Origin of the sequence: Amphritea sp. HPY (assembly GCF_050870985.1) — a bacterium.
Taxonomy (GTDB): Bacteria; Pseudomonadota; Gammaproteobacteria; order Pseudomonadales; family Balneatricaceae; genus Amphritea.
Window position 1 is genome coordinate 628,458 of sequence record NZ_CP194015.1, and the last position, 14,826, is coordinate 643,283.

11 protein-coding genes are annotated in these 14,826 nt (G+C 49.2%); 5 read left to right on the forward strand and 6 right to left on the reverse strand.

Going from position 1 to position 14,826, the window contains the following annotated elements:
• The first annotated feature begins 45 nt into the window (after nucleotides 1-45).
• On the forward strand, nucleotides 46-519 hold the full coding sequence (locus ACQUQM_RS02590) for a DUF2947 domain-containing protein (protein WP_432472918.1): 474 nt from the start codon (nucleotides 46-48) through the stop codon (nucleotides 517-519).
• Between the two features lie 12 nt (nucleotides 520-531).
• Here ACQUQM_RS02590 and ACQUQM_RS02595 read toward each other — a convergent pair whose 3' ends face one another.
• Nucleotides 532-960: a hypothetical protein gene (locus ACQUQM_RS02595; protein ID WP_432472919.1), complete on the reverse strand. Its 429-nt coding sequence runs from the start codon at nucleotides 958-960 to the stop codon at nucleotides 532-534.
• A gap of 273 nt (nucleotides 961-1,233) precedes the next feature.
• Here ACQUQM_RS02595 and ACQUQM_RS02600 point away from each other — a divergent pair, with 273 nt between their 5' ends.
• From ACQUQM_RS02600 to ACQUQM_RS02610, 3 genes are all read left to right on the forward strand, one after another.
• The gene (locus tag ACQUQM_RS02600) at nucleotides 1,234-2,001 is read left to right on the forward strand and encodes an endonuclease (protein WP_432472920.1); all 768 of its coding nucleotides are present in this window, start codon (nucleotides 1,234-1,236) and stop codon (nucleotides 1,999-2,001) included.
• A 371-nt stretch (nucleotides 2,002-2,372) separates the two neighbouring features.
• On the forward strand, nucleotides 2,373-3,368 hold the full coding sequence (ubiU, locus tag ACQUQM_RS02605; RefSeq protein ID WP_432472921.1) for a ubiquinone anaerobic biosynthesis protein UbiU: 996 nt from the start codon (nucleotides 2,373-2,375) through the stop codon (nucleotides 3,366-3,368).
• An 11-nt stretch (nucleotides 3,369-3,379) separates the two neighbouring features.
• Nucleotides 3,380-4,267, forward strand: coding sequence for a U32 family peptidase (locus ACQUQM_RS02610; protein ID WP_432472922.1), 888 nt, complete (start codon nucleotides 3,380-3,382; stop codon nucleotides 4,265-4,267).
• Between the two features lie 26 nt (nucleotides 4,268-4,293).
• Here ACQUQM_RS02610 and ACQUQM_RS02615 read toward each other — a convergent pair whose 3' ends face one another.
• Complete coding sequence (locus tag ACQUQM_RS02615; protein ID WP_432472923.1) at nucleotides 4,294-7,467, reverse strand: EAL domain-containing protein; 3,174 nt, start codon at nucleotides 7,465-7,467, stop codon at nucleotides 4,294-4,296.
• A gap of 510 nt (nucleotides 7,468-7,977) precedes the next feature.
• Between ACQUQM_RS02615 and ACQUQM_RS02620 the strand changes: the two genes are divergently transcribed.
• On the forward strand, nucleotides 7,978-8,334 hold the full coding sequence (locus ACQUQM_RS02620; protein WP_432472924.1) for a hypothetical protein: 357 nt from the start codon (nucleotides 7,978-7,980) through the stop codon (nucleotides 8,332-8,334).
• Nucleotides 8,335-8,435: 101 nt separating this feature from the next.
• On the opposite strand, the gene ACQUQM_RS02625 is transcribed toward ACQUQM_RS02620, so the two are convergent.
• The 4 genes from ACQUQM_RS02625 to ACQUQM_RS02640 all read right to left on the reverse strand — a co-directional run bounded on the left by ACQUQM_RS02625 (nucleotide 8,436) and on the right by ACQUQM_RS02640 (nucleotide 14,422).
• Entirely contained in the window at nucleotides 8,436-9,947 is a 1,512-nt protein-coding gene (locus ACQUQM_RS02625) for a DEAD/DEAH box helicase (protein ID WP_432472925.1), read from the reverse strand.
• A 140-nt stretch (nucleotides 9,948-10,087) separates the two neighbouring features.
• Nucleotides 10,088-10,600 (reverse strand): ubiquinone anaerobic biosynthesis accessory factor UbiT, encoded by a 513-nt coding sequence (gene ubiT / locus ACQUQM_RS02630; RefSeq protein ID WP_432472926.1) that lies wholly within the window; start codon nucleotides 10,598-10,600, stop codon nucleotides 10,088-10,090.
• Nucleotides 10,601-11,072: 472 nt separating this feature from the next.
• On the reverse strand, nucleotides 11,073-12,803 hold the full coding sequence (locus ACQUQM_RS02635; RefSeq protein WP_432472927.1) for a protein kinase domain-containing protein: 1,731 nt from the start codon (nucleotides 12,801-12,803) through the stop codon (nucleotides 11,073-11,075).
• A 146-nt stretch (nucleotides 12,804-12,949) separates the two neighbouring features.
• Nucleotides 12,950-14,422, reverse strand: coding sequence for a NarK family nitrate/nitrite MFS transporter (locus ACQUQM_RS02640; protein ID WP_432472928.1), 1,473 nt, complete (start codon nucleotides 14,420-14,422; stop codon nucleotides 12,950-12,952).
• Nucleotides 14,423-14,826: the final 404 nt, after the last annotated feature.

Below are 14,826 nucleotides of genomic sequence, written 5' to 3' on the forward strand. Positions count from 1 at the left end.
GCTTCTGTTATAGTTCGCCATTATATCGTTTAGCGACTTTGAGCCATGAACTACCTGACCTTAGATCAATATAAGAAATCCTGGATCTTTAAGCATAAAGACATGCCTGTCAGTGCTGAAGACCTGAAACATATTCATCCTCTTGCACCGGAACGTGCCGCTCAGGTCTGGTCTCAGCAGATCAGCCAGGAAAGCACCCATCCAGACCATTTTGGCTCCGGTGACTGGGCCAATAAAAAACAGGCCTGGCTGGAGACTGATAACTGGCAGAAACAGTGGGAGTCAGATGCTGAAGAGTTGCCTGAAATCGTTGCCGGACACCTGCAATGGGAAGACGATACTCTGGTTTGGTTCTGCTATGAAAGTGATCATGTGATTGAAACTAACTGGGCAGTATTTAAGCGTAACTGGAAAAATTTTCTGTTCTTTGATGATGGCCCGATACTGATCGGTAAAAAGCGCAAACAGGTGGCTCAGTTTCATCAGACGGGTAATGTGCGGATAGGAAATCGCAGGTAAGGGTATTAATTATCAGAAGGATATTTTCAGCTTAAAGGTGATGTCGCCATTATCTTCAGCTTCGATTTCAGTGCTCATGTCACCGTAGAAATACTGGGTTTCCAGACGCAGGCCATTACTTTGCAAAGAGATTGCTGAGTCATGGGTAAGCTGTTTGCGGGTATATTTGTGGGCATATTCTTTTAATTGCTGATCCAGTAGTTCGAGGACTTCTTCACTATCTTTAATTATGCCTTGATCTTCTACCTGCTCTTGCTCCGCTTGTGGCGAGTATAGCTGAGGTAAATTGAACTGATCACCTGTATCTGCAGCTAAACCGTTTACGCTAAAGCAAAGCGGTGTTAATGCCGCGTATAACCAGCTGCTAGTCCCCCCCCGAATAATATATCTGATCGCAGGTCTCAGGTTTGAGCTGTTACTGCTATCTTCTCTGGCGGTCATTCGGGCCTCCCGCGACGGGACTGTTTTTCTGTTCCCGTAATTACAGGCTAGGTCAGGAATGCAGTTAGGAACTTGAAAAAAATTCTATGTTAAACCGGGGGGAGTCTGCTCGTAGTTAGAATAAATACTCAGTGCAGCTTTTAACTGTTTGATATAAATATCTAAATTAGGCACACCTTGTGTTACTTTTTGTACATTTTTTCAGGTAATCTGTGCGCCTTTAACACTTCGAGGTCTCGGAGGTAAAACTAAATTTATGCTAAGGACCCGCGCATGCTTCGCATCGCCGTACAATTGCTATTTATCACTTTGTTCTCATCATCACTGTTTGCTGCTCCACCATCCTCATTTAGTCAGTCGAAAAAAATTCTGGCCCGGTTATATCAGGATAACCCGGTGAGTTTTTACTGCGGTTGCGACTATAATCAGCGGGGTAAAAAATTGGTACCCGGATGGGATAACTGCGGCTTTCAGCCTCGCAAAAATGCAAAGCGTGCGTCGCGAATTGAATGGGAGCATGTGGTACCTGCCTGGGCCTTCGGTCATCAGCTGCAATGTTGGCAGGAAGGGGGGCGCAAAGCTTGTCGAAAGGATAAACAGTTTCGGATGATGGAGGCTGACATGCATAACCTGGTGCCAGCTATCGGTGAGGTTAATGGCGATCGCTCCAATTACAGTTTTGCCATGCTCGAAGGTGAGCCCCGGGTATATGGGCGTTGTGATATGGAGGTGAACTTTAAAGCACGCAAGGTTGAACCGCCGGTAAATCGGCGCGGTGATATCGCCCGAACCTATCTCTATATGCGTGACCAATACGGGCTTAATATAAGCAAAAAGCAGCAGCAACTGTTTAATGCCTGGGCGAGCCAGGATCCGGTAGACCAGTGGGAGCTGGAGCGAAACCGCCGCATCTCGGAACTGCAGGGCAATACCAATGCTTACGTTGTGCCGTCGCAGCCTGATGCTATTCAGATTGCAGAGGATGCCGTGCAAAATAAACCAACCCTGGCGCAGCGGGTTCTGGACGTATTTAAAAAGTAGTTAGGGGCGTGGCTCGTTGCTCGAACGTCGCTTCGCGACTTGCTCGTAGCTCGAAAATGACTTCTTAATCAGACCTGCGGTAAATTTGAATAGAGCTACTTGTAAGATAGTTGTCTATCAAACCGATCTTACGAAGTCCTTTGCTATCGGTTTTTCACTAAACCGAATTAAGAAGCCTTTTCGCTTTTTCGAGCCACGAGCAAGCAGGGTTTTTTGCTGCGTTCGAGCTACGAGCAACGCGTCTACCCCTTCAGGGTTATCCCTTGATAGCCCCTGAAGCGGCGGATCAGTTTGATACTGATCAAGTCATTTTACCTCCCCGGTTGTTAGGCTGGCTCACTTAATACTGAACCTAACGCTTGGGAGTTCCTATGGAACTTGTTTGTCCTGCCGGCAGTTATCCTGCCCTGAAAGCGGCCGTGGATAATGGTGCCAGCACGATCTATTTTGGCTTCAAAGATGCCACCAACGCACGCCATTTTGCGGGTCTCAATTTCGACCGTAAGAAAGCACAAAAAGGCATCGACTATGCCCGCAGCCGGGGGGTTAAAGTACTTTGTGCTATCAACACTTACCCCCAGCCGAAAGGTTGGAAAGCCTGGCAGGGAGCCGTTGATTTGGCTGCTGATCTGGAGGTTGATGCTATGATCGCAGCTGATATGGGGGTGCTGGGCTACGCTGCAGACAGGCATCCTGATCTGGCGCTGCATCTTTCGGTTCAGGGTTCGGCGACCAACTATGAAGCTCTGAATTACTACCACCAGCAGTTTGGTATTCGGCGTGCTGTATTGCCCCGGGTACTGTCCCTGTCGCAGGTTGAGCATCTGGCAAAGCATAGTCCGGTTGAGCTGGAAGTATTTGCCTTTGGCAGCTTATGCATCATGGTGGAAGGTCGCTGCTATCTGTCTTCTTATATGACAGATGAATCCCCGAATACCGCCGGCGCATGTTCCCCTGCGAAAGCGGTACGTTGGGAAGAAACACCACAAGGGCTTGAATCCCGTCTTAACGGTGTGTTGATTGATCGTTATGCCGAGGGCGAGAAAGCGGGTTATCCAACCTTATGTAAGGGACGTTTTGAGGTGGAAGGTAATGTCTATCACTCGATGGAAGAGCCGACCAGCCTGAATACCATTGACCTTATTCCTGACCTGATGCGGATAGGTATCACTGCCGTTAAGATAGAAGGCCGTCAGCGCAGCCCGGCTTACGTTGCCCAGGTTGTTAAAGTCTGGCGTGAAGCGCTGGACCGGGCGCAGGCTAACCCGGATAACTTTAAGCCTGATCCACAATGGAGCGAAACACTGACGGGTCTGTCCGAAGGCTCGACAACAACGATTGGTGCTTATCACCGGCAGTGGCAGTAGGAGCGCTGACAATGAAATTATCTTTAGGTCCGAATCTGTTTTTCTGGGATAAGCAGAGCACGCTCAATTTTTACGCTGAAATGGCCGAGCAGCCGCTGGATATTATTTACCTTGGCGAGACGGTCTGTTCTAAGCGTCGGGAGATGCGTTTACAGGACTGGTTGCAGGTTGCTAAAGACCTGACCGCCAACGGTAAGCAGGTAGTATTATCGACCTTAGCCCTGATGGAAGCTGAGTCTGAAATGCTGAATCTGCGCCGCATCTGTGACAATAGTAATTTTATGGTCGAAGCCAATGATATGGCGGCGGTGCAGATATTGAGCCAGGCCGGGGTGCCTTTTGTGACCGGACCGTCGATCAATGTCTACAACTATCCGGTACTTAAAAGGCTTTGTGACAGCGGTATGAAACGTTGGGTCATGCCAGTTGAACTGGGGGCCCAGACACTTGAGGAATTGCTTAGCGATGCCCGCGAACAGGGCATGGATCCGCTGCCTGAAACCGAAGTATTTGCCTATGGCCGCTTGCCCCTGGCTTATGCGGCGCGCTGCTTTACCGCACGCTATCGGAATCTGCCGAAGGATAATTGTAGTTTGTGCTGTATTGAGTATCCCGATGGCCTGCAGATGAATTCTCAGGAAGGCAAAGAGATGTTTACCATCAACGGCATTCAGACTATGTCCGGTGAGCATTACAACCTCGAGCATGAACTCGACTCGATGCAAAAGATCGGTGTGGATATAGTTCGTCTCAGTCCCCAGTTCAACGGTATGGCTCAGGTAATTCAGCGTTTCAGGGATCGTCTGGAAGGCCAGTCTGACAGCACTATACCGCTACTTGATAGCCAGTGTAACGGCTACTGGTATGCTCAGCCAGGTATGGAATATATCGATCGTTAAACAGTCCTGGAGTGCTGGCAAAGCCGTTACTCCGGCGTATCAATGGCTTGGTGCAGGTCTTTGATACACTGCTCAAACTGTTCCGCCGGCAGGGGTTTTGCGTATAGAAAACCCTGGCCAAAGTCGCAGCCGGCCTGTGCTAGCAGGTCGCGTTGTTGCTCGGTTTCTATGCCTTCGGCGATCACTTTAAGACCCAGGGTATGAGCCATTACGATAATCGCATTACAAAGTGCAAGGTCATTGGATTGTTGCTGCAGATTGCAGACGAAACTGCGATCGATTTTCAGATAGTCGATATCGAAACGGTTGAGGTACGCCAGTGATGAATGTCCGGTACCGAAATCATCCAGCGCCACCTGAATGTTCGCATCCCGCAGGCTGAGTAATTTATTCTGAGTTTCCTTACTCTGATCCATCAGCAGTCCTTCGGTGATCTCTATGGCGATCGCCTGACCACTGATCTGGGCTTCTTCTATCTGGATCAGCCAGCTCTCGAGCGTGGTGTTGGTCAGACTATTTTCGAAATGAACAGGTGATGTGTTGATACTGAGCTGGAATAACGGATCCAGGTTTTGGCGCCACTGCTTAACCTGTCCGATCGCCTGGCTAACCGTCCAGTTTCCGATATCCTGAATCAGGCCGCTCTCTTCGGCGATCGGGATGAACGCATCCGGCATGATAATTCCGCCGTCCGGGTGATGCCAGCGGATCAGGGCTTCTGCTTTATGGATATTTCCACTTTTCATATCGACGATTGGCTGAAAATAGAGTTCAAACTGTTCCTCCTCGATCGCCTTGCGCAGGTTCTTTATGATTTCGACCCGGTGTATCGCATCTTCCTGCATACTCTGGGTGAAATAATGCATCTGATTACGGCCGCGTTCCTTAGCTGCATACATCGCCTGGTCAGCATTTTGTATTAACTGATCGGAGCTATCGCCATCTTGTGGGTACAGGGTTACGCCGATGCTCGCGGTAACGTACACCTGTTGCTGATCCAGAGTGATAGGTTCCGCTAGTACGGTGAGCATCTTATCAACGACCCGTTCAACCTGATGGCTGCTGTCGATCTGCGGCAGGATTACGGTAAATTCGTCGCCCCCCAGGCGAGCGACTGTATCACTGCTACGCATCAGTTTTTTAAGCCGATTGGCGGCTTCCTGTAGCAGCAGGTCTCCCTGGGCGTGCCCCATCGTGTCATTGATCTCTTTAAAGCGGTCCAGATCAAGGAACAGCAGAGCCAGAGATTGATCAGCACGGGTTGTCAGCTTGATCTCCTGGGACAGGCGATCTAAGAACATGCGGCGGTTGGGCAGGCCGGTGAGTGGGTCAAAGTTGGCCTGCTTCCAGATCAGTTCCTCAGATTGTTTCTTTTCTGTGATATCGGAGAATACGGCAACTCGGCTGTTAACGGAGCCGTTGTCGTTATAGTGGGTACTGATATTAAGCCAGGCGATAAAGATCTGACCGTCTTTGCGGCGGTTCCATACCTCGCCCTGCCAGTGGCCGGTGTCGTTGAGGCAGCTCCACATTTCGCTATAAAAATCATTGCCGTGAATACCTGATTGCATCATTCTGGGGTTCTGATTTTGTACTTCGGCGTGGTTGAAACCGGTAATCTGGCAGAAGGCATTATTGACCTTGATTATCTTATCTTCGGCGTTGACGATCATGATTGCATCGTTGGTCTCAAATGCTGCTGCAGCCAGTCGGAGTTGCTCGGTCTGTTTCTGTTTATCGATATTGACGTGGGTACCGACAATGCGCAGCGGTTTACTATGGTTATCAAACAGAATGGGTCGGCCACGGCTCTGCACCCAGAGCCAGCCGCCTTGTTTAGTTCTTAGTCTAAACTCAGTTTCTACCGAGGTATTGCCAAGCAGCTGGGGCATGAAATTGATGAAAAAGTCGACCCGATCGTCAGGATGCAGCAGATTTTTAAATGACTCCCGGTTCAGTTCAAACTCTTTATTGCTATAACCCAGCATGATAAAACACTGGCTGTTCCAGCTGATCTCATCAAGGTGCAGGTCCCAGCTCCAGATACCGGTTCCGGTTGCTTCCATAGTCATTCGGTAGCGGGATTCTGAGTCACTCAGGGCTTGTTCATTATCAAGGCGGGTCTTATGCAGTTCGTTAAAAGACTGGATCAGGTTGCCGACTTCGTCTTGTTGGATGATTTCCAGCTCGTGGGTCGGCTGCTGACCGCTAGCCATACGCATAATTGTGTTCGAGGCCAGTTCCAGCGGCGTTAACTGGCGCTTTAGAAGGTAGGCAATAAATGAGGCCATAAACAGCATCAGGGCCAGTATCAGCGACGTGATATTGATGGTCAGAGTATCGACCGGGCTGGTGGCCATCTGTAATGGATAGGTGCGTATAACCAGCCAACCCATCTGTTTGATCTCGGCTGAGGCATAGAGTATTGGCTGATTGCCAGCGTCAATGGTGATACCTGAACTGTGTCCGCTCAGCACCTGATTGATGCAGCTGCAGCGGTCATTATTGTTGTAGCTGGTAAGGGCTGCGCCTTTATCGGAGTCGGTGACATAGATTTCCAGATTTGGATCGATGATCAGCAGCTGTCCTGCATTACCGAATGCCCGTTCGGAAATGTTTTTTAATACGTTGTCTCTGGCCAGAACGTTGACGCCAAAGATAAAGCCGATCACCTTTTTGTTAGCGTCCAGAATCGGGGTGTTGATGGCAAATAGCGGTGTTTGCAGGCCTTTACCGATCAATGGCCGGGAGATAACCGAACTGGCGCTGGCCCGGGCTTGTTGCAGATGTTGGCGGTCGGAGAAATTTATACCGGTGCGGCCTTTAACTACAGGATAGTCGACCACCGATATGCCGCTGCGGTTAAGTACTACCAGTCCGCCATTAAACAGCTGTTGTAGGTGACTTTCGCTGTTAAGTCGTTGCTGGATTTTACGGTTTGATAACAGACGCCCGTTACTTTGTAATTTGGCGGCGAATGCTTCCAGGTAATCAAGCCGGGATTGCAGGGCGCTATCCATGCGTTGCACTACCATATCAACCATGGTCTGTTGCTGTTGGATCAATATTTTTTGTACATCATTCTGCAAGTAGCGAACGACCAGAATTGCCAGGGTAACTGACGCGATCAGGAAACCCGCCAGGGTAAGCAGCAGGACCCGGTTGCGTAACGAATTAAATGAGAATCTTGGCAGATTCATAGCCTATCTTCCTTACGGATCTGTTATTGCTCTCGGCTCAGCTCCGGTAGATTGGATTAGTAATTAGCATCCGGTACGTGCTACAGCACTGGTAGCTTAGTTCAGTGCTGCTACTTTTATAAAGTTTAGTCACCCCGGTTTGGGTACTCCTTAATTTTTGTAATGGTTTGTTTTTGTACTTGATAATAGATCAGGTGCTGGATGTTAGTGTGCACTTAGATATATGCTTTTGTTGGCTTACAGAAGGAGTGAATACTTATTTATAAAGGTTCAGATAGTCTTAAACAGGTTTAGTCAGATAGTCTTAAACGGGCTTTAATCGGATAGCCTTAAACAGGGTTTAAAAAGAACCTTGTACGGTACAAGTATTTGTTTATACCTATTTGACTGGTTGAATTTTACTTCAGTCTTGAGGTTATGTGCCGATACGCAATAATGAATTATTACGTGCTACAGAATTGATCTGTTCAAATCTGTTGATCGGTTATCGTGACCCGGGGGGGAGCCACTTTGAATAACTGGAGTGGAGTGTATCTTGTCGTGCAGCTGTTAAGTACAGCGGTGCTGGCGGATGAACGGCAATTACTATTGGTGGGTAAAGGTGCCAATAGCTGTACTAATTATCTGTTTGAACTGCATATGTCGCGTATCAACGATGAACAGGAAACCGTTCGTGACTACCACCATTGGGCATCTGGCTATATCAGTGCGGTGAGTATGGTAACGCCCCGTGGGGAAGAACTACTGCGAATACACCGTAATGATAATGCTTATATCTATATCCGTAGCTATTGTCGCCGACATCAGGAATCTACCTTTGTTGAGGCGGTCGCCGGATATGTACTTGATTTAGCCGGGCGGTTGTAAGCTAAAACACAGTTTGTGGTGAGATCTTACCTTTCAGGCCCTGTCAATAAGAGCTGGAGGCCGTACATCGGTCAGGATGATGAGCGGCCTGGTCCGTTAAATTAGCCCCGTGTGGAACGGCCCTGGCCACCGGGTGAAGGCCGTCGGCGCTGATTTCGGGTGCTGTTTCCGCTCGCCGGTGCACCACTTCTGTTACCACCAGTGCTGCCACTTGTATTTCCAGCTTTATTACCAGAGGTTTTAGTCGAAGCTGATTTTTTTGCTCCTGCTGCGCTGTTACCGGAGCGGCTTTTCTGAGCGGAATCGCCCTCTGAGCGCTGTTTCTGGCCGGTATGTCTGCGGTTTTTGCCGGTTGGCTTATGGCCGCGGGCGTTTTCTGACGAACGTTGGCCGTCTTTATGCTCTGTTTTAGGCTTTTTCGGTTTCTTGGGCTTTTTGGCTTTGAACGGGCGCTTGTCCAGTGTTGATTCCGGCAGGGCGTGCATCGGCTCAAAGCCGACAATATATTCACGTTCCAGCAGTTTTCCGGTCAGGCGCTCGATATCCCTCAACTGATCGATTTCGTCTGCGGCGACCAGTGAGACCGCCTGACCAGTAGCGCCAGCACGGCCAGTACGGCCAATCCGATGAACATAGTCTTCAGCAACATTAGGCAAAGCAAAGTTGACTACCTGTGGCAACTGATCAATATCCAGACCGCGGGCGGCGATATCGGTTGCTACGAGAACCTGAACTTTGCCGCCCTTGAATTCAGCCAGTGCTTTGGTACGCGCGCCCTGGCTCTTGTTGCCATGGATTGCGGCTGCGGTGATACCTTCACCGTCCAGATGCTGGCTGAGTTTATTAGCGTCGCGTTTAGTCCGGGTAAATACCAGTACCTGGTGCCAGCTGTTATCTTGTATCAGTTGGGTTAATAGTCGTGATTTCTGCTTTTTGTCGACCGGATAGATCCACTGCTTTACAGATTTTGCCGTGGTATTACGCGGCGTTACTGAGATCTCAACCGGATCGTTTACCAAACCTTTCGCCAGGTTTCTGATCTGGTCAGAGAAAGTTGCTGAGAACATCAGGTTTTGCCGCTGCTTTGGCAGCAGTGCCAGAATCTTACGGATATCGTTGATGAAACCCATATCCAGCATCCGATCTGCTTCATCGAGAACCAGAACTTCCAGCTGATTGAAACGTACCGCTTTCTGGTTATACAGATCCATCAGGCGGCCAGGTGTTGCGACCAGAACATCGACGCCACGGCGCAGTTTCATCATTTGTGGGTTGATCTTAACGCCGCCAAATACCACCGCAGAACTTAGCGGGAGGTTGCGACCATAGGTTTCAACACTCTCGCCTACCTGAGCTGCCAGTTCCCGGGTCGGGGTCAGAATCAATGCCCGTACCTGATTCGGTTTGGCGCGCTCGCCGGTGCTTAGCTGTTCCAGCAGTGGCAAGGTAAAACCAGCCGTTTTACCGGTGCCGGTCTGGGCCGCAGCCATTACATCCCGGCCTTGCAGGACGGCAGGGATCGCCTGAGCCTGAATCGGCGAAGGGGTGTCGTAACCTTTTTCAGTTACAGCTTCCAGGATAGCGGGGGAAAGGCCCAGGTCAGCAAAGCTCATACGGTGTTCTCTTAATGAAATCGGGTCGCCTTAAGGCGGGGGTGCAGGATACAGCATGCGGGGAGCGAGGGCTATTATGTCGCCAGATATTGGCTGTTTAATCCGGCAGAGGGTGCTGCCGGAACAAGGTTCATGCAGAATCAGCTGAAGCGTTGTAATACTGCCTGGCTATGCTGGAATAGTGCCGGGAGTTCTTCCCAGTCAATACTGTCGAGCAGGTTCTTGGTGCCCAGGCCCAGTTCGGTATCGCCTTCGATCAGTAATTTGCGCTGAAAGAAAAGGGTATCCGGATCTTCGCTACGGTTGGCCAGCTTCAGAAATTCCCCGCTTTCACCTTTGATCCAGGCATCACAGCCGTAACCGGGTTGTACAATGAGTTGCTCATCGATACAGGTAAATGCCAGTTTCAGTTTAAGATCGGTGACCTCAAGGCCAAGTGCACGGCCTTCCAGGTAATCAAACTCGCCATCCTCCAGTGCCACAACAAAGGCCCGGTTCAATGTTTCCTCAATCAAACGCTTCTTCAGCTTGAAGGGGACTACTTTATCGACTTTTCTGAAGGCGGTTTTCAGCAGCGGTTTAATCCGGTCAGTACCTGGCAGAGAGGGGCGGGGCAGATCCGGAAAATTAGGCAGAGAAGAAATCAGGGCCATAGGTAAACCACTTAAATCAGATTTAAAAAGCTATTTTAGATGACTGGGGGGGGGAGTGCCTTGATCAAGCTCAAAGGTATAAGCAGTGGCTAGACCGGAAGGAAACCTTCCTCGCTAGAACGTCGCTACGCGACTCGCTAGAACGTAGCTCAAGCGCTACTGCTAGAAAAAGCGTAACGGCCTTTTTAAATAGCTAAGTGAAAACGTGCGATGTAAGCAAGGATTGGTTTTTAAGTTTTTAAGTTTTTAAGTTTTTAAGTTTTTAAGTTTTTAAGTTTTTAAGTTTTTAAGTTTTTAAGTTTTTAAGTTTTTAAGTTTTTAAGTTTTTAAGTTTTTAAGTTTTTAAGTTTTTGACTTTGCTTTTTCTAGCCACTAGCAGGAAGGCTTGCCTTCCGTTCTAGCAAGCGGCGCAGCCGTGTTCTAGCGACTGGTTCTTTCCCTCTACAGTCTGTAAGTAGCTTTGGCGCTATTTCTAGTCTCCGTTAACGAAGAGAATAACCAGCGCGATCGTTGAGACAAACCAGATCAGGAACAGGATCTGCCAGAAGATCATGGTGCTCTTAGTGGTGATCTTCTCTTCCCGGGGGGCGAGGAAGTCCGGGTTGGGGTGGGTCAGGTCCTGCATAAAGTCCTGCAGTGATTGATATCGTTTCTCGGTATCGATCGCCAGCCCTTTTTCCAGGGCGCGGTCGAACCAAAGGGGCAGGATTTCGTTATAACGATCTGACGGAACATATGACAGTCGTTTAAGTTGTTGTGGTTTTTCGCATTTTTCGAGAGCAATGCCATAGGGCAGGTGTTTAGTGAATATCTCATAGGTGATCGAAGCCAGGGAGAATATATCGCCTTGGATGCCGGTGTTTTCACCGAGGCGGAATACCGGATCTGAGTAGTTTACGGTACCCAGAATACGGTCCCGCTGCAGGGGGACGAAGATCTCGTTGACCCCGGCGACGAATACCGAGCCGAAATCGACGATTTTAGCCGTCATATCGTCACTGATCATGATGTTGCTGGGCTTGAGATCCTGATGCAGCGTCTCTTTCTGGTGAAATGCTTCCAGACCGTGGGCAACCTGTCGGATCACTTTAATGGCATCCGCAGGTGTCGGCGCCATATTGTCTTCGATCCAGGCCTCCAGTGTGTCGCCTTCTACCTTTTCCATCAGGTAGTAGAGGAAGTTTTTCGGTCTGTTTGGCGTGATGACTTCAACCACGTAGGGACTTTTGATTCGGCTGCCGACCCACTCTTCCATGATGAACCGCTCAATATAGGCCGGGTCATCATCGAAATTGCGGGATGGAGTTTTCATTACCAGCTCTTCTCCACCGGACATATCCCTGACCAGGTAGAGCTGACTGCGGGTGCTGGCGTATAACTCTCTTAAAACCTCATAGCCATCTATCTTCATCCCCCGGTTAAGTTCCGGCGGAAATGGCAGTTCGGTTAGCTTATCGGTCAGCTCATTGAGGCTTTCATCGGGCAGGGATTCGATACGTACCAGCTGACAGCTGAGGTTGTCCGGGCTGCCGGCGGCATGCGCAGCTTCAGTGAGGTCAATACAGGCCTGATGCAGGTCGGGTGCCTGGTTAATTATCTCTATTTTGCGTTCCGGCTTCAGGTAATCATGCACACCATCGGTGCTTAGCAGGAACAGATCACCGGGTTCAACAGAAACGCCGCGATAATCAATTTCCAGGCGGGTGTCCATGCCCATGGCACGACTCAGACAGCTGTTACTTTCGCTCAGGGGGGTAATATGATCGGTGGTCAGCAGTTCCAGCTGATTATTTCGCAGGCGATAAATCCGGCTGTCACCGATATGGAACAGGTGAGCAGTATGGGATTTGATAATAAGTACGCTGAGGGTACAGATATAACCCCTTTCGGCGGACAGGAATTCGTGGCTTTTGCCGTACAGGTTGCGGTTGATCGCGGTGAGCACCCGCTGTGCAGACTTCTTTACGGTCCAGATATCGGGTGTATCGAAATAATCGTTGATAAACTCCCGCACGCAGAGTTCAGCAGCTTCACCGCCTGCTTCGGCGGTACTGACGCCATCGGCGATCAGGCTTACCGCGCCTTTCGTGGTAAGCAGGTTACCAACGGGCATAAAAAAGCTAAGACAGTCCTCGTTGCGCTGTTTGCGCCCCGTTTCACTGTACTGTCCTGTGCTCAGCTTGATTTCACCGTTGATATGCATGCAGTTATTCCATTTTAACTGAAAAGCCTTTAGATAAGTGTCTCTTTATATAGATCACTTTGCTAAAGGCTCTGACAAACTGCCGAGGAAAATAGATCTGAAAACAAAAGGACCGGCATCTATAACCGGTCCTTTTTACATCCAGATTACTGGACGTCGATCAGTTCTACAGTACCGTCCGGCAGTACTTCTGCCATCTGTCCCTGTGGCTCATCCATAAACTGGACTAGCAGGAAGCAAACCGCAGCGGAGGCACTAATCACCATAAAGAAGGTGGAGTAGTCTACGAAGGACAGTACAGTCAGATAGCATACAGCACCCACGTTACCGTAAGCGCCTGCCATACCGGCGATCTGACCTGTCATACGACGCTTAACCAGAGGTACTACCGCGAATACTGCACCTTCACCTGCCTGGACAAAGAAGGAACAACACATAGTGGCGACAACCGCCAGAGGAATCCACCAGCCGGATGTGATTTGACTGAGGATGAAGTAACCGACAGCCAGACCAATAATCAGTACAGAAAGCGTCTTACGACGACCGATAGTATCACTCAGGTGACCACCAGTAGGACGGGCCACCAGGTTCATAAAGGCAAAACCAGATGCCAGCAGACCGGCCTGTACCGGGCTCAGATTGTCGAAAGTATCCATGAAGAACAGCGGTAGCATGGAAACAACGGCCAGCTCAGAACCGAAGGTTACAAAGTAAGATACATTCAATACTGCAACCTGCTTAAACTTATAGCGCTGAATCTCTGGTACGCCATGCTTAAGGTTTTCTTCGTTGACGTGGTAGATTGCACGCACCTGCACCAGGAACAGTACAAAGAGTACTATATAGAGTGCGGTTGCAGCAGTGTCAGTCAGCAAGCCAACGCCGGTTGGTGACAGTTTCCAGGTCAGTACTGCCAGGGCCGCATACATCGGGATATTCATACCGATATAGAAGAAGAAATCTGTTTTTGAGGTTACTTCCAGGCCGCCATGTTTCTTCGGCTTGAAGTAAGTAGAGCCCTTCGGAGTATTACGGGCAACACGGTAGTAGATGAAACCGTAAATGATAGCCATGCAGCCAGTCATGCCCAGGGCATAGCGCCAGCCGTCGTCACCGCCAAACATCAGTGCGATTGTCGGCAGGGACATCGCGCCGGCAGCGGAGCCAAAGTTACCCCAGCCACCGTAAACACCTTCAGCCACACCAACCTGTTTTGCCGGGAACCATTCGCCGACCATACGGATACCGATAACGAAACCGGCACCGATGAAACCACTCAGGAAGCGTAAAAGTGCCAATTGCTCATAGGTTTGCGCGGAAGCAAAAGCGAGACAGATTAAGCCGCCAATAACCAGCAGCATGCTGTAGATAGAGCGGGGACCGTACTTATCTACTAATGTACCGATAATGATCCGTGATGGAATCGTCAGGGCAACGTTCAGGATTAACAATGCCTTTACTTCTGGCGTTGTCAGGTCAAAGGCCTCTTTAATGAAGACCATAAGTGGCGCGTGTGAAAACCACACAACGAAAGTCAGGAAAAAGGCAAACCAGGTGACGTGAAGAGTTTTAATCTTTTCATCACTGAAATTTAGCAGCCTGAGTCTATCAGTGGACATTGAATTTCTCCTTCGAGAAAAAAGCGGTTAAAGCGGCTGAGTGTTAAGTGCAAAGAACGCCTTTCATCATTTTTGGCTGGTGGCATAACCATGCATCAGCGGGCGGTGTTCAATGCTTCAGAGTTGAAACTAAAGTAGAAGGGCAGGGGAGTTGTTGACTTATATCAATAATCAAAGTGGCAGGGTTTATGGTTCGAACTTCATATACTACTTTAGGGGTATTACTTTTGAATGTGGTTATCTGTTTGATAAATAAAGATTTATTGTTTTTTGGTCATGGCCTTGGAGAGGCTTGTTTCAGGGTTGTAAAACAGGTGATTCTTAAGGGGTAGATTTTACAGAAAAATGAGGGCAGGGCTATGAATTGAAAAAGGGGCAATATTTTGCATAACGGACCGTCACTA